The following is a 20,209-nucleotide window of genomic DNA, read 5'->3' as shown; positions in this document are numbered from 1 at the left end:
GTCCCTCCAAAGGGAGGATGTAGCCGTGTTACGGACTGCCAGCGCGAGCCAGCCTATCTAAGAAAAGCCAGTCCGTTTTAGTATTTTGTAGTAAAATTTCACGGAAACCATTCATAAGGAACGATCATGGCGTTGCATCCAGTCCTAGAAACCGTCACCGCTCGCATTATCCAGCGTAGCAAACCATCGCGCGGCGCGTATTTGGCCCATCTCGAAGCGGCCCGCATCAAAGGTGGCCCTCAGCGCGGCGCTTTGGCCTGCACCAACCTGGCCCACGGCTTTGCCGCCTTCCCAGCCAACGACAAGCTGGTGCTGAAGGAAGTCAAAAAGCCATCGGTGGCGATTATCTCGGCCTACAACGACATGCTGTCGGCGCACCAGCCGTTCGAGCGCTTCCCGCAGATTATCAAGGATGCCGTGCGCGAAGTCGGCGCCGTGGCGCAATTCGCCGGCGGCACCCCGGCCATGTGTGACGGCGTGACCCAAGGCCAGCCGGGCATGGAGCTGTCGTTGTTCTCGCGCGACGCGATCGCCATGTCGACCGCCGTGGCGCTGTCGCACAATATGTTCGACTCGGCCGTCTACCTGGGCGTGTGCGACAAGATCGTACCGGGCCTGCTGATCGGCGCGCTGCACTTCGGCCACCTGCCTGCGGTGTTCGTGCCGGCCGGCCCGATGACCACCGGCCTGTCGAATTCCGAGAAAGCCAAGATCCGCCAGTTGTACGCACAGGGCAAGGTCGGCCGCGCCGAACTGCTGGAAGGCGAATCGCAGTCCTACCACGGCGCCGGCACCTGTACCTTCTACGGCACCGCCAACAGCAACCAGATGCTGATGGAAGTCATGGGCCTGCACCTGCCGGGCGCCGCCTTCATCACCCCGAACACGCCGCTGCGCGATGAACTGACCAAGGCTGCCGCCCAACGCGCCGCCGTCATCAGCGACCAGTCGGACGAATACCTGCCGGTCGGCCATGTGGTCGATGAAAAGGCCATCGTCAATGCGCTGGTGGCGCTGCTGACCACCGGCGGTTCGACCAACCACACGCTGCACCTGGTGGCGATCGCCAAGGCGGCCGGCATCGTGATCGACTGGAACGACTTCGACGAGCTGTCGAAAGTGGTGCCGCTGCTGTGCCGCATCTATCCGAACGGCGAAGCGGACGTGAACCACTTCCACGCCGCCGGCGGCACCGGCTTCGTGATCCGCGAACTGCTGGATGCGGGCCTGCTGCACGACGACGTCACCACCATCCTGGGCAAGGGCCTGCGCGCGCACTGCGCCGAGCCGTTCCTGGGCGAAGGCGGCAAGGGCGTGGTCTGGAAAGACGCGCCGCTGCAGTCGGGCGACGACAAGGTGCTGCGCAAGGCCGACGCTCCGTTCTCGCCGGACGGCGGCATGGTGCTGGTGCAGGGTAACCTGGGCCGCGCAGTGATGAAGGTGTCGGCCGTGAAGCCGCAGCACCGCACGGTGGAAGCGCCGGCGCTGGTGTTCAATTCGCAGGAAGACTTCATGGACGCCTACAAGGCCGGTTCGCTGGACCGCGACTTCGTGGCCGTGATCCGCTTCCAGGGCCCGCGCGCCAACGGCATGCCGGAACTGCACGCGCTGACCCCGGCGTTGGCCAACCTGCAGGATGCCGGCCGCAAGGTGGCGCTGGTGACCGACGGCCGCATGTCGGGCGCGTCGGGCAAGGTGCCGGCGGCGATCCACGTGTCGCCGGAGATCCTGGCCGGCGGTCCGCTGGGCCTGGTGCGCGACGGCGACATCATCAAGGTGTGCGCGGAAACCGGCACGCTGGAAGCGCTGGTCGATTCGGCGGTATGGCATGCGCGCTCGTTGGCGACCGCCGACATGTCGACCAATGGTGTCGGCATGGGCCGCGAGTTGTTCTCCATGTTCCGCAACAGTGTGTGCGAAGCGGAGAAGGGCGCCACCGTGTTCCCGCTGCCGTCGCCGATTCCTACCACGGTAGGCCTGCATGACAAAGACCCGGTCGGCAACACCGTGCCAGGTTCCGATGAAGATTTCTCGATGAAGAAAGAAGCGTAAATCATGACCATGACTCTGCTCGACATTATGCGTACCTCGGCCGTGATCCCAGTGATCGCGATTGACGAACCTGAACACGCCGTACCGCTGGCCAAAGCGCTGGTGGCCGGCGGCATCCGCGTGCTGGAAGTGACCCTGCGCACCAAGCACGGCCTGGGCGCGATCCGCGCCATGAGCGAAGTGGAAGGCGCCATCGTCGGCGTCGGCACGCTGACGCAGCCGGAAGAATTCGCTGCCGCGCGCGATGCGGGCGCGGTGTTCGGCGTGTCGCCGGGCCTGACCGAGGCGCTGATCGCCGCCGCCAAGAGCAGCGGCCTGCCGCTGCTGCCGGGCGTGATGACCCCATCGGAAATCATGGCCGCGCGCGAGCAGGGCTTCCGTCAACTGAAGCTGTTCCCGGCGGTTCCTGCCGGCGGCATCGGCATGCTGAACGCGATCAACGGCCCACTGCCGGACATCACCTTCTGCCCGACCGGCGGCATCTCGCAAGAGACCGCATCGGCTTTCCTGGCGCTGAAGAACGTCGCCTGCGTGGGCGGCTCGTGGCTGACGCCGAAAGACGCCATCGCCGCCGGCGACTGGGCGCGCATCACCGACCTGGCCAAAGCGGCCAGCGGCCTGCGCAGCTGAACGAAAAAAGACGCTAATGAACTGCCCCCGATAGTTGGCGGGTTTGGTTCGTCATGCAGCCAAGGGCTGAGTTCTGTATTGCACAGGACTCAGCCCTTTTGTTTTACGCGTGCGCCGGTATTGGGGAGAAAAGATTACGCTATTTTGCGGTTGTTTATTTTGTAATTCCGGCGTTTGCCCGGCTCTGCCCACTCTCATTGTTAAGGCGGCCAGATCATGAATTCCCATCCTGTGTTTCTGCGGCTGGCGCCGCTCTCGTTGGCCCTGGCGGCCAGTTTTGCCTTTGGCGCAACGGTCAATCACACCGGCCAACCCGGCGTACCTGGATTGCCGGGCGCGCTGCCCGGCGCTCCGGGTGGCAACGGTGGCGCCGGCCAGCCGGCGGCGGCGGTCGCCGCAGGCAGCGACAATAGCAACCAGGCGTCGGCGCAGGGCGGCACCGGCGGCGCCGGTGGCGACGGCCATGACGAGGGGGCTGGCGGCGGTGGCGGTAACGGCGGCGCTGCGGTCGCCGCCGCTGCCGCCGCGCCGCTGTCCGGCGCGGCCCAGGCATGGGCCAGCGCCGTCGGCGGCAATGGCGGTATGGGGGGGCGAGCCGGGATGCCTGACGCGCCGGGGCTCGTCGGCCTCGGTGGCGCTGCCGCGTCCAGCGCCGTCGCCACTGCCTTGGGCGGCAACGCCGCCAGCGCCAGCGCGGATGCGTATGGCGGCGGCGGTCGCCTTGGCGGCGCGGCCGCAGCCAACGCCCGCGCGGCTTCCGGCCACGGTGCGGTCAGCGTCAGCGCCAGCCAGTACGGCGGCCGTGGCATCGATGCCGTGGGCGCGGCCTATGGCAGCGGCGCCAGCGCTGGCGTAGGCGCCGACAGCATCAGCGTCGACGCCGTCAGCGGCAGCACCAGTGGTGCGCTGAGTCTGGCCCAAACGGCGGTCGGCGGCGCCGGCGGCGCCACCGAAGCCACGAACGCCGCAGCCGGCGCCGGTGGTCGTGCCAATGCATCGCTGACCGTGTTGGACGCGCAGGCGGCGTCGGTGCAGGCGACGGTCACCGCGCGCGGCGGCGCCGGCGGCGCCAATCCGTTCTATACGGCCGGCGCCGGCGGTGGCGCCGACAGTGCGCTGATCTTGCAGTCGTCGCGCAACGGCACGCCGCTGAGTGGCAGCGCCATCGCCGAGGGCGGCGGCACCAATACCGGCGGCACGGGCAACGGCCAGGGCGGGGCGGCGGACGCCTTTGTCGCGCTGTTCGGCAGCGGTCCGATCAACGCCAGCAGCCGCGCCTACGGCGGTTCGGTCGGCGGTCCATTGGTGGATCAGTATCAGCCGGTCGGCGTGGGCGGCGACGCCCATGCGCGCAATATCACCACGGGCGTCGGCAACCACGACGTCCAAGCCAGCAGCCTGGCGGTGGCCGGCGACATCGCCTTCGACCGCTATACCGGCGCCAGCCAGACCGGCGGCGCCGCCAGCAGCGAGACCTTCGGCGCCCTCGACGGCTACGGCGTGACGCTGACCGTCAGCTCGTCCGCTACCGGCGGGCGTGGCAACGGCAGCGGCGCCGGCGGCGCTGCGCTGGCCACGGCCAGCGGCGTCTCGCAGGGCACCGCCAATGTGAATGTCAACGCCACGCAGCGTTCCGGCGCCGGCGGCTACAACGGCGGCAACGGCGGCGATTCCATGATGCGCGATGCGGTGAGCGGCGTCACTACAGGCCAGCTGACGCTGGCGCAGAACGCCTTCGGCGGCAACGGCGGGAGCGGCATTTTCCACGGCGGCGCCGGTGGCAGCGCGCGCTCGACGCTGTCGCTCACGTCCACCTTCGCCAACCGCACCAGCGTCAGCATCAGCGCCCAGGGCGGCAACGGCGCCTCGGGCCGCATCGACGGGCTCGACGAGAGCACCGACTTGCGCGGTGGTGGCGCCACCGCCACGCTGGACGTCACCAGCGCCGGCGCCGGCGGCCTGAGCGCGAGCGCCAGCGCCCTCGGCGGCGCCAGCGGCACCCGCAACAACGAGCTCACCAGCGCCTTTGACGGCCCGGCCGCGCGCGCCAGTGCGGTCGGCGTGCATCAGTACAGTGGCCCGGTGGCCGTCAGCGCCACGGCGACCGGCGGCACCGGCGGCGACGCGCTGGGGCCGGAGCGCAGTCCCGGCATCGGCGGCGCGGCCACCGCACTAGCCAACGCCAGCGGTCAGGATCACGTGGTCAGCACGGCGGTGGCCGTCGGCGGCCTCAATGGCGGCAGCAACCAGGGCAGCGCCAACGGGCGGGGCGCGGCCAGCGCGCTGGCGCTGGCCACCAGCACTGCGGCCGGCGGCAGCAGCCAGGCCCACGCCAGCGGTGTCGGCAACCAGCTCGACGTGCAGGCGCGCGCGTACGCGGTCGGCGCCGGCGGCGCGCTGGCGCGGGCCGACGGCAGCGGTAGCAGCGGATTTGTACAGGCCGCCAGCCATGCCGGCGACGGCGCCGCGCTGCAGGCGGCGGCCAGCGCCGACGCCCCCGGCGCTACCGGCGTGGCGGCGCGCACCCAAGCCAATTACGGCGGCGCGGCCTATGGCGGCGCGACGCCGGCGCTGGCCTTCAATACCGCGTTCTCCGACGCCGCCGGCGCTCCCGGCGCGGCCAGCACGGCGGCATGGCTGGGCGGCGCGCCGGCGGTGGCGGCTGGATTTGCCGATGGCACGGTGGCCGGGCTGGGGGCGCAAGGTGTGCATTACGGCGGCGCCGTCGGCGGCTACAGCTTCACGACCAGCGGCGCCTATTCGGTGCGCAGCGACGGCCAGACCCATTTGCTGCTGGGCCTGCTCGACAGTGTGACGCTGGGTAGCGGTTTCAGCGACTTTGCGCTGACGGTCACCAACCACGGCGTGTTGATTTTGACGCAGAGCTTCAGCGCGGCCTCGGCCGCGCAGCTGTTCTTGCAGAACCAGGTATTGGACTTGGGCGCTTACGGCGCCGGCGTGCAGGAAATAACGGTGAGCGCCACCTACACCCTCGGCGGCAGCCAGGGCTTCGGCTTCAGCTACGCGGTCGGCAGCAGTAATGTGGTGGCGGTGCCGGAACCGCAAGCCTGGGTCTTGCTGCTGCTGGGCGGCGGCCTGATGCTGCTGCGCGCGCGGCGCCACGCTTCCACTCCGGATTGACCTGCCCCTTGGACGGAGGGTAAGAAGAGTTGACCACAAGCACAACTTGCTGCATAAGAAAAAATATTGGCCAATATTCAATTATTTATTTTATAATTTCTTGGCACGACTTGTGGTTACCATGTTTTCCTAACTCACTATCTTTTTGAAAGGGTCTGTTCATGCCGCGTTCCACCTCGCGCTCCCGCTTTGGCGCACCTCTGGTGCCGTTGTTGCTGTCGCTGGCTGTCAGTCAGGCGTATGGCGCCACCGTGACTGTTGTTGGCACCCCCGGTACGCCGGGCGACTTCGGCGTACTGGCGGGGGGCGGCCAGGCGGTGGGCGCCACCGCAACTGGCAACAGCGACGCCGTCAACACCGCCAACGCCACTGGCGGCAGGGGCGGCGACGCCGCATTTTTCACCGAGGATCTCGGTGGCGCCGGCGGCGCTGCGCAGGCCACGGCCGCCACCGTGCGTGCCAGCGGCAATGCGGCGGCCACGGCCGTCGCCACCGGCGGCGACAGCGGCTATAACGGCGGCAGCAGCACCCTACCGGTATTGAACGCGGCTGGCGGCGCAGCATCGGCGGCGGCGGCGGCGCAGACTGGCGGCAGCGGCGCGGTCAATGTCACGTCGTCGGCCACGGGCGGCGCCGGCGGCTTGGGCGGGCTGGCCAGTGCGATGGCCAGCGGCCAGTCCGGCAGCGGCGCGGTGACCGTGTCGGCGTCCCAATATGGCGGTCGCGGCTTGCCCGGCAGTTACGGCATGGGCTTGCCCGAGAACGGCGGCAACGGCGCCGACTCGGTCATGAACAACGCGGTCGCCGGCAGCACCAGCGGCGCGCTGACCTTGTCGCAGCGGGCGGTGGGCGGCAACGGCGGCGACGGCATGTGGGGGAATGAAGATTTCTACGCGCCGCAGAAGGCCGGCAATGGCGGCCTGGCGGGCCATGCCGCGTCCACGCTGGTGTTGACCGATAGCAGCGCAGCGTCGCTGCGGCTCGACAGCGTCGCTACCGGCGGCAAAGGCGGCAGCGCCGGCGCGGCCAATGCCGACTCCCCGCTGGCGTTGCGCGGCGTCGCCAGTGCTGGCGGCAACGCCAGCGCTGCCGTCAACGGCACCGGCAGCGGCGCCGTCACGGTAACGGCCACCGCCACCGGCGGCGCCAGCGGCACGGACGGTTTGAACAGCAAACTGGCCGGTGGCAGCGCCAGCAGCAATGCCCGGGCGGTCAGCCTTGGCGCATACGGCGCCAGCGCCACTGCTGTGGCCACCGGCGGCACGGGCGGCGGTGCTGACAATGGCTATTACGAGACGCCGGCCAAGCTAATCGGCGGCGTCGGCGGCACGGCGGTGGCCAGCGCGTATGCCGAATCGGCCGGTGGGCCGGCCACGGCTAGCGTGTCGCAGACCGGCGGCGCAGGCGGACCCGGCGGCGGCGCCGATTACGGCGACAAGTTTATCGGCGGCGCCGGCGCCGCCTCCAGCCTGTCGAACGCCGTCGGCGGCAGCACCAGCGGCGCGCTGACCCTGCTGCAGCGTGCGGTGGGCGGTGGCGGCGGCGGCGGCAATGGCGGCGGCGGCGCTGGCGGTGCGGCAAGCTCGTCTTTGCAACTGAGCGACAGTAAAGCCAGCGCGCTGAACGTGACGGTCGCGGCGCAGGGCGGCGCCGGCGGCGGCGTGAGTTGGGAGTCGCTTGCGCCGACCAAGGACGCCAGCGGCGGTGACGCCAGCGCCGTGCTGACGTTGTCCTCGGGCAAGGCCGGCGCCGCGCTGACGGCGCAAACCTTGGCGCAGGGCGGGCAGGGCGGACTAGGCGGCAAGGCAAGTTCCACGTTGACCGCCAGCGGCAGCGGTCCGCTCAGCGCCACCAGCCAAGCAGTGGGCGGCAATGGGTATACCACCCACTTTGCGAATTTCGCCGGCGCCGACGCGGGCGATGCCCATGCGCAAGTGAACGTGTCGGGCAGCGGCAATCATGATGTCCAAGGCAGCAGCATAGCCACCGGCGGCGGCTTCGCTTACCAGAACAATGGCTTGCCGAACGGAGCGGCCGGCAAAGCGGTCAGCAGCGCCACCGGCACCTTGAATGGCCAGGGCACGCTGACCATCAGCGCCACTGCGACCGGCGGCAACGGCGGCGGTAACTTTACCGGGGGCGAGGCGTTGGCCACCGCCAGCGGCAGCTCCAGCACCGGCGCCACGGTCATCGTGACGGCCACGCAGACTGGCGGCAAGGGCGGCTGGGGCGGCGGCCGCGGCGCCGACTCCGTGATGAGCAACGCGGTCAGCGGCAGCACCAGCGGCGCGCTGACGCTGAACCAGAACGCGGTCGGCGGCGATGCAGGCTCGGGCATGTGGACCGGCAATTCCGGCGGCGCTGCGTCGTCCTCGTTGACGGTGCAGAATCTGGCCGCCAGCAAGCTCACCGTCAATGCCAGCGCGGTGGGCGGCGCGCAGGACTTCAACCGTATCGGCGATCCGGCCGAAGGGCAGACGCTCGAGAACGGCGCGGCAACTGCGCTGGCGTCGGCACGCGGCATTGGCGTGGTCAGCGCCGGCGCACGTGCGACCGGCGGCCCCCTCTCCGGCTGGCCGTTGACCGGCGCCGGCGCGGCCAAGGCCACCGCCCTGGCCGCCAGCCTGCAGCAGGGCGGCAGCGCCACCGCCCACGCCAGCGGCATCGGCAGCGTGGTGGATGTGAAAGCGCAAGCCAGTGTGGTCGGCAGCGGCACGGCGGCGGCGCGCGCCGACGGCGCCGGCATCAGTGGCACGTTGACGGCCGGCAGCGAGGCCCGCCTGGGCTCGCAGTACGCGCTGGCCGGCGCCAGCGCGTCGGCGGCCAGTGGTGTGGCCGCTGTCACCAACGCCAATTACGGCGGCCTGCCGTATGCAACGACGCTGGTTGCCAACACCGTGACGTCGCAGGTCAGCGGCGCATCGGACAGCGCCGCCGCCGAGGCCTTGCTGGCCGTCGCGCCAGCGGTGGCGACGGCGTTCGACGGCCTCGACGTGGCCGGCATCGGCGGCCAGGCCGCCAGCTTTGGCGGCGTCGGCAGCTACACCTTCACCACCAGCGGCGCCGTGTCGGTGACGGGCAATGGCGGTGGTCATCTGCTGTTGGGCCTGCTCAGCGGTTTCGGCGTCGGCGGCGGCTTTAGCAACCTGGACTTCTCGGTGACCAGCGGCGGCGTGCTGTTGTTTACCCAGAGTTTCGCCTCCTTCGATGCGGCGCAGGGCTTCTTCAACAATGGCGTGCTGGACCTCGGTGTCGCCGGCGCCGGTGTCCATGACGTCCTGGTGAGCACCGCGTTCACCCAGGCCGCCGGCCAAGGCTATGGCTTCAACTATGTGATCGGCGTCGGCAATGCCCTGCTGGCGCCGGTGCCCGAGCCGCAAACCTGGGCGATGATGCTGCTCGGTAGTGGCGTGCTGTTGATGGCACGTCGCCGTAACAAGAAGGAGCGTGCATGAACGCAGTAGAAATGCGTGCGCCGGCAGAGGCGCCAGCCGTTCCCGTCAGGGTCGGCGCGGCGCGTTGGCCGGCGGTGGTGGGGGCGTTGTGCGGCGTGGTGGCGGCGCTGGCGCTGGCGGTGCTGGCGGTTAGCAGCTGGCGCGCGCAGCAGGGGCCTCGGCTGGACCCTGCCGCGCTGGGGACGTTGTGCGCAGTGCAACTGGTGAACGGGCCGATTTATTACGGCAACCTGGCGCGCATTGGGCACGACTTCCTGCAGCTTGATCAAGTGTATTACGTCCAGGCCTACACGCAGCCGAACGGCCAGCCGGGCAACCGGGTGGTCAGCCGGGCCCGCAATGACTGGCACGGCCCGTCATCCCAGACCATTCCGGTGGAAAAAATCCTGTTCGTGGAAACGGTCGGCCCGCAGTCTCAGCTGGCCGCCCTGATCGCGCAGGACAAGGCAGCCAATCAGCCCAAGTAAGCCCCTGCTTGTGCATTGAAACGACGCTTCGGCGTCGTTTTTCTTTACACGTGGGCGCAGACGTGCTCGCGCAGCCATTGGTGCGCGGGATCGCGGTGCGAGCGTTCGTGCCACAGCATCGCCATTTCATAGCCGGGAATATCGACCGGCGCGGCCGCCACGCGCAGTGCCGGATTGCCGCGCACCAGGCGCTCGGGCAGCATCGCCACCAGGTCGGTTTGTATCAGCGCCGAGATCACGAACAGGAAGTGCGGCACCGATAGCACCACGCGCCGCTCCAGGCCGGCCTGCGCCAGCGCTTTGTCCGTGGCGCCGCTGAAGCCACCGCCGTCCGGCGATACGATTACATGTTCCAGCTCGCAGAACTGTTTGGGCGTCGGCCGCCGTTTTAGGCGTGGATGGCCGGCACGGCCCGCCAGCACATAGCTTTCCTTGAACAGCAGGCGGTGGCGCATGCCTTGCGGTGCGCCGTCGCTGGTGTGGAAGGCAAGGTCGATGATGCCTTGCTCCGCCTGCCGGGCGATGTGCGGCGGCGCCAGTTCCGTAACAGCCAGCCGCGTGCCCGGCGCGGCCAGTCGCAAGCTTGCCATGGCGGGCAGCAGGATGGTCGATTCGCCGTAGTCGGTGGCGGCCACGCGCCAGGTTTGTTGGGCCTGTGCGGGATCGAAGGCTGTGGCAGGGGAGACTGCGTGACTCAGCGCTTCCAGCGCCAGTCGCAGCGGCTCGCGCAGTTCCTCGGCACGCGCGGTGGGACGCATGCCGCGCGGTCCGGGCAGCAGCAGCGGGTCGCCGAAGATGTCGCGCAGCTTGGCCAGGTGGACGCTGATCGACGGCTGCGAAAAGTTCAGCCGCTCCGCCGCGCGCGTGACGTTGTGTTCGGCCAGCAGTACATCCAGCGTGACCAGCAGGTTGAGATCCAGTCGCCTGAGATTAATCATGTCTATAGCAGGAATGTTGGGAATTCATTTCTACTATACCTGAGGCGCACGTATTCTGAGGTTTTTACGGAGAGCCTCTATGAATATCCTGATTGTGTATGCCCATCCCGCGCCCGACTCGCTCAACGGCGCTTTGAAAGATTACGCTGTGCGCCACCTGCAGGCCGCAGGCCATGAGGTCCGGGTGTCGGACCTGTATGCGATGGAATGGAAAGCCACGCTGGAAGCGAGCGAAATTCCGGAGCGCGTGCACCATCGCGCCGACGTGCTGGCCGAGCAGGAAAAGCTGCGCTGGGCCGATACCGTGATTTTCCAGTTCCCGTTGTGGTGGTTCTCCATGCCCGCCATCATGAAGGGCTGGGTGGAGCGCGTCTACACCTATGGTTTCGGCTATGGCGTCGGCGAGCATTCCGATGTGCGCTGGGGCGATCGCTACGGCGAAGGCACGCTGGCCGGCAAGCGCACCATGTTGGTGGTGACGGCCGGCGGCTGGGAGTCGCATTACGGCCCGCGCGGCGTCAACGGCGCGGTGGACGATCTGCTGTTCCCCATCCATCACGGCATACTGTACTACCCCGGCATGGAGGTGCTGCCGCCCTTGATGGTGTACCGCGCGCGCAGCATGGACGATGCGCGTTTCGCCGGCCTGTGTGTCCAGCTGGGACAGCGCCTCGATACGCTGGCGACGACGCCGCCGATTCCCTACCGCCGCCAGAACGCCGGCGACTACGAGATTCCCGCGATGACGCTAAAAAACGCCATCGCACCGGAACTGAGCGGCTTTGCGGCGCATCTGATTCAGCCACCGAGCTTGTTGTAGAGCGTTCCCGGCCAGCGGGCGGTGACGCGGCTGCAGTACATCTCGAACTCGTCGCCGTCCTTGGTTTTGGTGGCGTGGAAGTGGTTGATGGCGATGCGGGTCGCGTCCTGCAAGGCGCCGGCCTCGGTGATTTGCTTGGGCGGCGGCGCGTCCGTGATGTGCAGAAGGTACTCGACCTTCTTCGGGTCGGTATTCTGGTCGTACCAGATCTCGACCCGGATGGAGTCGTCGTCATGGTCGCTTTCCGCAAAACACCGCCCATGCCGCTTGGTCTCGAATTTGAACCGCATCGCGCCCTCCGTCGATAGTGAGGATGAGCGTAGCACGGCTGCCGCGTACGCGAAATATGCTTGCAAATCGGTAGTGCCCGGAAGCGGCCATACCATAAATGGGTGATTGTTAGATAAGCGCGCCTGGGATATTGTCTTAATTGGTACTTAAAAAGATAACTTACCCACTTCAGACGGAGCTTTCATGACCTTTTTACCCAAGAAACTACTGGCTGCCGCAGTGCTGGCGGCGTGTGCAAATGCGGCATCGGCGGTCGCGATGGTGACCAGTCCCATCTTGAGCGGTTTCGGCGGCGAGAGCGGCTATGGCGTCAAGATCATGGAACCCAACGATGACAACTCCAGCGTCCAGCAGAACTTGCCGTTTGCGCTGAACTTTTTCGGCAACAGCTACAACAATTATTTCGTCAATAACAACGGCAATATTTCGTTCGGTGGTGCGCTATCCCAGTTCACGCCCCAGGTCTTCCCGATTGCCAATGTGCCGATGATCGCGCCTTACTGGGGCGACGTCGACACCCGCAACCGCAACGACCTGGCCAGCCAGACGCTCAACAACGTCTACCTGGCCACGACCTCCAGCTCGGTGGTGGTGACCTGGGATACGGTGGGCTACTTTTCCAATCACAACGACAAACAAAATACCTTCCAGCTGGTGTTGACCGACCGCTCCAGCCCCGGCCACCTTGGCGATTTTGACATGGAATTCCGCTACGGTCGCCTGGAGTGGACCACCGGCGAAGCCAGCGGTGGCGTCGGCGGCCTGGGCGGCTATCAGGCGGTGGCCGGATGGAACGCCGGCGCGGCCCTCAACTCGTTCGCGCTGGCCGGTTCCGGCACCAACAATGTGCTGCAGCTGGTAAGCGGCAGCAATACCGGGCAGGCCGGCGTGTACCGCTTCGAAGTGCGCAGCGAAGCCGAAGTCGGCAGCGCGCCCTACAATCCTGTCCTGCCGAGCAACCCGGGCGCCGGCGATGGCGCCTGGGAGTTTGTCAACGTGCCGGTGTCGGCCACCACCCCGGTGTGGTTCGATCCCGAAGTGGCGGTTGGCTATGTCTATCGCGTCAACGGCGGTCCGCTGATCAGCTCGGTCATCCTGCCGCAGGGCATCGGCGATGGACGCTACGATATCTACATCTGGGAAAACGGCGCCTGGCTGCTGGACCAGGCCAATGTGCTGGGCGGCCAAACCTTTACCTTTGATTCGGCGGTGGACCGCTTCAAGGTGCTGGGCATCGAGGAAAGCGCCGGCCTGAATCCGAACAGCCCGATCGCTTTCTCGGCCGGCCTGCTGTTCGAACACGATGGCGTGGTGAACTTGAGCCAGGAGGCCATTTCGGTCACCGCCGTGCCTGAACCGGAGAGCTACGCCATGCTGGGCGCCGGCTTGCTCCTGCTGGGAGCGGTAGCGCGACGCCGCCGCGACCAGGCCTGAGCCGCCTGCGTGTGATACGGCTTGCGGACCATCAAATCTTCATCCGCAAGCCGATCGGCGACATGGTGAAGCCCATCAGTTCTTCGGGCGCGGCGCCGGTGGCGGTGGCGATGGATTTGATGTCAAAGCTCGACAGCAGCATGGCGCCGGCGAGTTTGATTTCCAGTAGCGCCAGATAGCGTCCGGGGCAGGTGCGCACGCCCGCGCCGAAGGGCATGGAGACGTGCTTGTTGATGGCTTGCTCGCCGCGCTGCAGCCAGCGCTCGGGATCGAAGTCGGCCGCATGCGGCACGTGCGATTCCGAGACGCTGTCGTTGCGCATTACGCACCACAGCAAGCCGCCTTTCGGCACCTGCACATCGCCCACCAGGCTGTCGCGCAAAGCCTCCAGCGGAATGAACGGCGCCACCGGTTTCAGGCGCATGGCTTCCTGGGCGCAGGCGTCCACGTAGTCCAGCGCATCCATCTGCTCGATGCTGAACGCTGCGGGATCGGGCGCCACGCGCAGCACTTCCTCGCGCGCCTTGCGCATAGCCTCCGGATTCTGCTGCAGTAAGTACAGCATCCACGCCAGCGTGTGGCTGGTGGTGTCCTCGCCCGCCAGCAGCATGGTGGTGACGTTGCCGGCCACCGCCACGTCATCGACGCCGCTGCCGCCCTCATCGGCCGCGCAGATCATCGCTTCCAGCAGATTGGCCGGATGGGCGCGGCGTTCCGGTTCCGCCGTCAGCCGCGCGCGCGCCGTGGCGACCAGGTCATCGATGGCGGTGTTCAGCGCCGCCAGGCTCACGTCGAGCTTTCGGTCCTGCGGCAGCTTGATGTAGCGCCAGTAAGGGAACAGGGCGATCGAACGGCGCGCCACCGCCGGCAGCACGATGTCCATGTGACGCTGGATCACGTCCTCGCCGCCGTCGATAGTGTTGACGGCGGTGCCGAACGCCAGCCCGGCGATGATGTCCACGCTGTAGCGCTTCAAGTCCTCGGCCAGGTCGATCACGCTGCCGTCGCGCGCGGCTTGTTGCCAACGCCGTTGCAGGCGCTGCACCACCGACACCAGCGACGGGAAGTAGGCTTTCACCGCGTGCGGCGCCAGCGCCGCCATCACCATGCGCCGCTGGTCGCGCCAGGCCGCGCCTTCGGCCAGGAACACGCCGGGCCGGCCGCCCATTTCGTCCGACACCTGCGCCGTGATCGACGGACGGCGGAAACCATCGGGACGGTCGCGCAGCACCGCGCTCACCAGTTCATGGCTGGACACCACCAGCACCGGCGTGCGGCCGAAGCTGATCTTGAACAGCGGGCCGTACTGCTTGCACCATGCCTCCACGTCCTGGTGGATGCGCAAGGGCCGCATCTGCGGCAGGTTGCCGGCCAGCGGCCACGGCTGTGGTCCGGGCAGGCCATGCATGTGGCGAAGTTCGGTGGCGACGGCTTGGTGCATATCGGTTCCTCGGTTCTGCAATGGATGATGGGCTCATTTTGCGACTAAGCGCAAGCGCCGTATTGAACGTTTGCGACATGGTATAAACTATTTGACATGGATACCGCCGAGCCGAGCACCCGTTTGATTTTCCCGCGCAAGTCGCTGGCATCCTGCGTGCGCGCCTACATCGTGCGCAGCACGGTCGAGGCGCCGTTGACCAGCGCGCAGGACCGCTACAACCATTTCCCCGCCACGCCGCATTGTTCGATCAGCTTTTACATGGAAGGCGAGGCGGACGTCGTCGAGCCGGCCAATATGCCGCAGGAGCGCATCCGCGTCGTGTTCTGTGGCCCGCAAACGCGCCCGCTCGTCACCTACAATCCGGGCCCGGTGCGGATCTTCATGGTGATGTTTTATCCGCAGGTGCTGCACGCCTTGTGCGGCGTCGATGTGTCGGCATGGGTGGACCGCTGGGCGTCGGTCGGGCAGGCGCTGGGCGCGGAGTGGCAGGACTTGGCCGAGTCGATGCTGGCTGATCCCGATAATGCGTTGGCGCTGCTGGAGGACTTTCTGGAGCCGCGCTGGCAGGCCGCGCGGCCGGTCGGCGTCGGCGCCGCAGCGGGCGACTGGGTGCGTCATCTGGCGGCGCAAGTCGCCGACACCGCCCTGGGACGCGGCGCGCGCAATATCGAGCGCCGCATCAAGGCGCGCGCCGGACAGCCGATGCGCAAGCTGCTGCGCCTGCAGCGTGCCGAGCACTCCTTCTTCGAAGCGCGCCAGGAGTTCATGACCGGCAAGGCCGTCTGGTCCGATATCGCCGCGCGCGGCGGCTACGCCGACCAGGCGCATCTGTGCCGCGAGGCGCGCGAGATCACCGGCCACACGCCGGGCGAGCTGGCGCGCGTGCTGGCTTCCTCCGATGAGCGTTACTGGATCTACAGGGTCTGGACTTAGCCGCAGGGCGCCAGGGCGGCGATGCGATTGCGGCCGTTGCGCTTGGCCTGGTACAGCGCGCGGTCGGCGCCGCCGATCAGTGCTTCGATCTCCACCTGTTCGTCGGCCCGCTTGGTGGCGATGCCGATGCTGACCGTGACCAGGTTGCTGGCGTCGGAACTGCGCGCATGCGGTATCGCCAGTTCCTGCGCCCGTGCGCGGATCGACTCGGCCATCAGCCCGGCCTGCTCCGCGTCGGTCTCCGGCAAAATCATCGCGAACTCTTCGCCGCCGTAGCGCGCCATCAGGTCGCACGGCCGCTTCAGCATTTCCGCCAGCGCGGCCGCCACCTGGATCAGGCACTGGTCGCCCTTCTGGTGGCCGTAGTGGTCGTTGTAGGCCTTGAAGTGGTCGATGTCGATCATCAGCAGCGACAGCGGCGTGCCGGCCCGCTTGGCGCGCCGGTGTTCCTTTTCCATCGCCACGTCGAAGTGGCGGCGGTTGGCGATGCCGGTCAGGCCGTCGGAGAAGGTCTGCGAACGCAGCACCAGCGCCTGCTCGCGCAGCAGCTTTTCGCGCCCGACCGCGATGCTGACGTCGGTGATCTGGATCAGGCAATGACGCGCCGTGTCGGCCACGGCGATCGGCGTCACCTCCACCGCCTGCTGGATGCGTTCGCCGCGCGCGTACAGCGCAAACGGCGCCTTGTTCAGGGTTTGCGACAGCAGCGATTTGAAGTTGTTATGTAGCGCGTAGTCGATGGCCGCCGCCACCCGTCCGTCGCGCAGGTCGGGGCAGATGTCGAAAAAATCGCGGCCGATCACCTTGTCCTGGTCCAGTCCCGAATGCCTGACCATCCAGCTGTTCCACAACACGATGCGGCGCGCGCCGTCGAGCACGATGGCGCCGAGGCTCACCGCGCAGAACACGCTTTCGAGCAGGGGCAGGCGCGGTGGCTGCATGGCGCCCTCAGCCCTGGCCCATCGCGCGCGCGATGTAGATGTTGATCTGGTCCTTGAGGTCGTGCAGCGCCGAGAGGTCCAGCACGAAGGCGACGTAGCCGTGGATCTGGTGCCGCTCCAGCAGGAAATCGATGTGCAGCATCAGCACCACGCTGTCGGCCTGGCTGCCGGTGGCGATGAGGATTTCGTCGCTGGTGCCCACGTGGTAGGTCGGCAGCGAACCTTGCAGCTCGCGCTGGAAGATATTGGCCAGCGTGCCGACGCAGGAGTTGAGCATGATGTTGCCGATCTCGCACATGGCTTCCTGCTCCATGTCGGTCAGCTCCTTGAGCGGCACCGCCTCGCCCACCATCAGGCGCACGATCTCCAGGCTTTTATCTTCCGGGAACATGAGGATGGCTTCGGTCTCGAAGGCGCCGTCGTAGTGCTGGCTGACGCCGCAGATGCGTTCCGGCGCGCCGTCCGCACGGCCCAGCAGGCGGGCCGCCTCGGCGCGCGGAATGAAACTGATCGACGGCACCGACATGCGCACCGCCTCGTTGACAATGGCGCTCATGGCGGCAGCGGCCTGGCCCACGCCGATGTTGAAGATCTCGATCAGCGCATCGTTTTCCAGTTCCGAGAGCATGAACATGGCTATGCGGCTTCCAGGATGGCCAGCAGTTGGGCGATGCGCGCCTCGGTGATCGGCTTTTCGACGAAGCCGATGCCCATGGCGGTGGCGCGCTCGCGCGTGGCCGTTTGCACGTTGGCTGTCAGCAGCGAGATCGGCACGCTGGGGAATTCCTGGCGCAGCTGTTCGGCGGCGGCGATGCCGCCCATGCCGGGCATGTTGACGTCCATCAGGATCAGGTCCGGCGCCGTGTGGCGGGCCTTGACCAGCGATTCTTCGCCAGTGCCGGCTTCCTCGACGATCCAGTCGGCGTGCAGGCTGGCGATGTACTGCCGCGCCATCATGCGCGATACGCGACTGTCGTCGACAATCAAGACGGTTTTAATAGTGGTCATGTCTCTTTCCCGGCGATCTGTTTGAAGCTGCTGTTTGGATTCATTCTCGCATATCCGGCGTGCTTGTCGATGGCTGGCGTGGCTTGCTTTGTACTCTTGTGCAAGTCTGCGACACCGCGCGCCGAGAGGTGTTGTCTCAACGCAATTTTTGATCAATTTTTAGGCAAAACGCGGGGTGGTAAAATAGCGCCATCCGATTTTCCCTCTCTTATGTATTTATCATGACTCAAGACGAACTGAAACAAGCCGTAGCCCGTGCCGCCATCGCCTATGTGGTGGAAAACGAGATCATCGGCGTGGGCACCGGCTCCACCGCCAATTTCTTCATCGATGAACTGGCCAAGATCAAGGACAAGATCAAGGGCACCGTGGCGTCCTCGGAAGCGACCGCCGCCCGCCTGCGCGGCCATGGCATCGAGGTGTTCGACCTGAACGACGTGCCGGAAATCGCCGTGTACATCGATGGCGCCGATGAAATCGACAATTCCGGCGCCATGATCAAGGGCGGCGGGGCGGCGCTGACGCGCGAGAAGATCGTCGCTTCGGTGTCGAAGTCGTTCGTCTGCATCGCCGACGGTTCCAAGCTGGTGGACGTGATGGGCAAGTTCCCGCTGCCGGTGGAAGTGATTCCGATGGCGCGTGCGTCGGTGGCGCGCGAGCTGGCCAAGCTGGGCGGCACGCCGAAGCTGCGCCTGAAGCCGGGCACGGAGGAGGCGTTTGTGACCGATAACGGCGGTTATCTGCTGGATGTGGCGGGATTGTCGATTACCGAGCCAAAGGCGCTGGAAGCGCAGATCAACCAGATCGTGGGCGTGATCGCGGTGGGCTTGTTTGCGGCGCGTGGCGCGAATGTGTGCTTGCTGGGGACTGCTGAGGGCGTGAAGACGTTGACGTTCTAAGCGGTTGTCGTTCCGGCGCAGGCCGGAACCCATAGAACGCCTGGCAGGACGCTCAGCATGGATTCCGGCGTTCGCCGGAATGACGTTCGTTACTCGGCTGGCGGCAGGTAACCCTGCGCCGCATCGGCGCCGTCGCCGAAGAAGTGTTTTTCCATCTGCGTCGCCAGGTATTTGCGGGCGCGCTGGTCGGCCAGGTTCAGGCGGTTTTCGTTGACCAGCATGGTCTGGTGCTTGAGCCAGGCGGCCCAAGCTTCTTTCGAAACCGACTCGTAGATCTTCTTACCCAGTTCACCCGGATACGGCGGGAAGTCCAAGCCCTCGGCTTCCTTGTTGAGTTTGATGCATTGAACGGTGCGGGCCATATGGGTTGCTCCTAAAGCTTGTGTAGAAAAACGAGATTATAAGGTCTTAATCAAAACCTGGGATTTGCGCTGCCAGTTATACATGCGCTGACGGTCCTTCGGCAGGGCGTCGACGGTGGCCGGCGCGAAGCCGCGCTTGATGAACCAGTGCGCGGTGCGCGTGGTCAGCACGAACAGCTTGTTGATGCCGAGTGCGCGGGCGCGGTTTTCCATGTGCTTGAGGATGCGGTCGCCGTCGCCCTGGCCCTGGACTTCCGGGTTGACGGTCAGGCATGCCATTTCGGCCATTTTCTGTTCCGGGAACGGGTACAGCGCAGCGCAGCCGAAGATCACGCCATCGTGCTCGATGACCGAGAACATCTCGATCTCGCGTTCGATCAGCTCGCGGCCGCGCTTGACCAGCGTGCCGTCGGCCTCCAGCGGTTCGATCAGTTTGATGATGCCGCCGACGTCCTCGATGGTGGCGGTGCGCAGCGATTCCAGGTTCTCGTGCGAGATCATGGTGCCCACGCCATCGTGGGTGAACAGTTCCAGCAGCGCCGAGCCGTCCATGTTGAACGAGACGATGTGCGAGCGCTCGACGCCGTTGTCGCAGGCCTTGATGCAGTGTTTCAGGTAGAAGGCGGTGGCGTCCGGCAGGAAGCCGGCCATCAGCACGGCTTCGGCCTGGTGCGAGGACAGTTCGCGGATTTCCATGCCGCCTGCGTCGGTCATCATCGCCGTTTCGGTGATGAAGATCAGCTTGTCGGCGTGCAGGGCGATGGCGGTGCTGCAGGCCACGTCCTCCATGGTCAGGTTGAACGCTTCGCCGGTCGGCGAGAAGCCCAGCGGCGACAGCAGCACCAGGCCGTCCGAACCGAGGATGGAGTGGATGGTTTCGGCGTCGACCTTGCGGGTGACGCCGGTCAGCTCCAGGTCCACGCCGTCGATCACGCCGAGCGGCCGGGCGGTGATGAAGTTGCCTGAAATAATACGGATGGCCGCGTTGGACATCGGCGTGTTCGGCAAGCCTTGGCTGAATGCGGCCTCGATGTCGAGGCGCAGTTCGCCGGCGGCTTCCTTGGCGCACTCCATGGCGGCCGTGTCGGTGATGCGCAAACCGTTGTGGAAACGGCCTTCGACGTTACGCAAAGCCAGTTGTTCGGCCACCTGCGGACGCGAGCCGTAGATCACGGTGACGTTGATATCGAGCGCGTGCAGCAGCGACAAGTCGTGGGCCAGCACGGGCAAGGCGCCGGCGGCCACCAGTTCACCAGGGAAGGCGACGACGAAGGTCTTGCCGCGGAAGGCGTGGATGTAAGGCGCGACGGAACGCAGCCATTGGACGAATTGGGTAGGGTTTTCCATTAGCCGCATTATAATTCGGGGCGCGACGTCCGCGCCAAAACCTTTGT

At 66.6% G+C, this 20,209-nt stretch carries 16 protein-coding genes and 2 pseudogenes; 10 read left to right on the top strand and 8 right to left on the bottom strand.

Annotated elements, in window-relative coordinates:
- The first annotated feature begins 126 nt into the window (after positions 1-126).
- The 5 genes from edd to ACXZ1M_RS06595 all read left to right on the top strand — a co-directional run bounded on the left by edd (position 127) and on the right by ACXZ1M_RS06595 (position 9,745).
- Complete coding sequence (gene edd / locus ACXZ1M_RS06615; protein ID WP_459052395.1) at positions 127-2,052, top strand: phosphogluconate dehydratase; 1,926 nt, start codon at positions 127-129, stop codon at positions 2,050-2,052.
- 3 nt (positions 2,053-2,055) lie between these two features.
- Complete coding sequence (eda, locus tag ACXZ1M_RS06610; protein ID WP_459052394.1) at positions 2,056-2,682, top strand: bifunctional 4-hydroxy-2-oxoglutarate aldolase/2-dehydro-3-deoxy-phosphogluconate aldolase; 627 nt, start codon at positions 2,056-2,058, stop codon at positions 2,680-2,682.
- Between the two features lie 216 nt (positions 2,683-2,898).
- Positions 2,899-5,823, top strand: a complete 2,925-nt coding sequence (locus ACXZ1M_RS06605; protein ID WP_459052393.1) for a beta strand repeat-containing protein — start codon at positions 2,899-2,901, stop codon at positions 5,821-5,823.
- Between the two features lie 161 nt (positions 5,824-5,984).
- The gene (locus ACXZ1M_RS06600; RefSeq protein ID WP_459052392.1) at positions 5,985-9,278 is read left to right on the top strand and encodes a beta strand repeat-containing protein; all 3,294 of its coding nucleotides are present in this window, start codon (positions 5,985-5,987) and stop codon (positions 9,276-9,278) included.
- Entirely contained in the window at positions 9,275-9,745 is a 471-nt protein-coding gene (locus ACXZ1M_RS06595) for a hypothetical protein (RefSeq protein WP_459052391.1), read from the top strand. The genes ACXZ1M_RS06600 and ACXZ1M_RS06595 overlap by 4 nt, the downstream gene beginning before the upstream one ends.
- A 44-nt stretch (positions 9,746-9,789) precedes the next feature.
- On the opposite strand, the gene ACXZ1M_RS06590 is transcribed toward ACXZ1M_RS06595, so the two are convergent.
- Positions 9,790-10,683 carry a LysR family transcriptional regulator gene (locus ACXZ1M_RS06590; RefSeq protein ID WP_459052390.1) on the bottom strand — a complete coding sequence of 298 codons (894 nt, stop codon included), beginning with the start codon at positions 10,681-10,683 and terminating at the stop codon, positions 9,790-9,792.
- Between the two features lie 79 nt (positions 10,684-10,762).
- Here ACXZ1M_RS06590 and ACXZ1M_RS06585 point away from each other — a divergent pair, with 79 nt between their 5' ends.
- Positions 10,763-11,503, top strand: coding sequence for an NAD(P)H-dependent oxidoreductase (locus ACXZ1M_RS06585; RefSeq protein ID WP_459052389.1), 741 nt, complete (start codon positions 10,763-10,765; stop codon positions 11,501-11,503).
- Here ACXZ1M_RS06585 and ACXZ1M_RS06580 read toward each other — a convergent pair.
- A complete protein-coding gene (locus tag ACXZ1M_RS06580; RefSeq protein WP_459052388.1) occupies positions 11,482-11,793 on the bottom strand; it encodes a hypothetical protein in 312 nt (103 codons plus the stop codon). The genes ACXZ1M_RS06585 and ACXZ1M_RS06580 overlap by 22 nt on opposite strands.
- A 184-nt stretch (positions 11,794-11,977) precedes the next feature.
- Between ACXZ1M_RS06580 and ACXZ1M_RS06575 the strand changes: the two are divergent.
- A pseudogene (locus tag ACXZ1M_RS06575) lies at positions 11,978-12,691 on the top strand (nidogen-like domain-containing protein); the annotation flags it as partial.
- Positions 12,692-13,123: 432 nt separating this feature from the next.
- Positions 13,124-13,228 (top strand): annotated as a pseudogene (locus ACXZ1M_RS06570) (PEP-CTERM sorting domain-containing protein); the annotation flags it as partial.
- A 31-nt stretch (positions 13,229-13,259) separates the two neighbouring features.
- Here ACXZ1M_RS06570 and ACXZ1M_RS06565 read toward each other — a convergent pair.
- A complete protein-coding gene (locus tag ACXZ1M_RS06565) occupies positions 13,260-14,669 on the bottom strand; it encodes a cytochrome P450 (protein WP_459052387.1) in 1,410 nt (469 codons plus the stop codon).
- Positions 14,670-14,765: 96 nt separating this feature from the next.
- On the opposite strand from ACXZ1M_RS06565, the gene ACXZ1M_RS06560 reads away from it, so the two are divergent.
- On the top strand, positions 14,766-15,605 hold the full coding sequence (locus ACXZ1M_RS06560; protein ID WP_459052386.1) for a DUF6597 domain-containing transcriptional factor: 840 nt from the start codon (positions 14,766-14,768) through the stop codon (positions 15,603-15,605).
- Here ACXZ1M_RS06560 and ACXZ1M_RS06555 read toward each other — a convergent pair.
- Genes ACXZ1M_RS06555 through ACXZ1M_RS06545 form a run of 3 tightly spaced genes read right to left on the bottom strand, consistent with a single transcriptional unit; the run spans position 15,602 to position 17,554 of the window.
- On the bottom strand, positions 15,602-16,546 hold the full coding sequence (locus ACXZ1M_RS06555; protein ID WP_459052385.1) for a GGDEF domain-containing protein: 945 nt from the start codon (positions 16,544-16,546) through the stop codon (positions 15,602-15,604). The two genes, ACXZ1M_RS06560 and ACXZ1M_RS06555, sit on opposite strands and share 4 nt — an antisense overlap.
- A gap of 7 nt (positions 16,547-16,553) precedes the next feature.
- Positions 16,554-17,180: a chemotaxis protein CheC gene (locus tag ACXZ1M_RS06550; protein ID WP_459052384.1), complete on the bottom strand. Its 627-nt coding sequence runs from the start codon at positions 17,178-17,180 to the stop codon at positions 16,554-16,556.
- A gap of 2 nt (positions 17,181-17,182) precedes the next feature.
- On the bottom strand, positions 17,183-17,554 hold the full coding sequence (locus ACXZ1M_RS06545) for a response regulator (protein WP_459052383.1): 372 nt from the start codon (positions 17,552-17,554) through the stop codon (positions 17,183-17,185).
- Positions 17,555-17,775: 221 nt separating this feature from the next.
- Between ACXZ1M_RS06545 and rpiA the strand changes: the two genes are divergently transcribed.
- The gene (rpiA, locus tag ACXZ1M_RS06540) at positions 17,776-18,453 is read left to right on the top strand and encodes a ribose-5-phosphate isomerase RpiA (protein ID WP_459052382.1); all 678 of its coding nucleotides are present in this window, start codon (positions 17,776-17,778) and stop codon (positions 18,451-18,453) included.
- An 89-nt stretch (positions 18,454-18,542) separates the two neighbouring features.
- Here the strand turns inward: rpiA and ACXZ1M_RS06535 are convergent, their stop codons facing one another.
- Complete coding sequence (locus tag ACXZ1M_RS06535; protein WP_459052381.1) at positions 18,543-18,815, bottom strand: oxidative damage protection protein; 273 nt, start codon at positions 18,813-18,815, stop codon at positions 18,543-18,545.
- Between the two features lie 36 nt (positions 18,816-18,851).
- Complete coding sequence (argA, locus tag ACXZ1M_RS06530; protein WP_459052380.1) at positions 18,852-20,162, bottom strand: amino-acid N-acetyltransferase; 1,311 nt, start codon at positions 20,160-20,162, stop codon at positions 18,852-18,854.
- Positions 20,163-20,209 lie beyond the last annotated feature (47 nt).

The sequence above is a fragment of the Duganella paludis genome (assembly GCF_054461335.1).
This window is presented reverse-complemented; position numbering and strand designations above follow the sequence as displayed.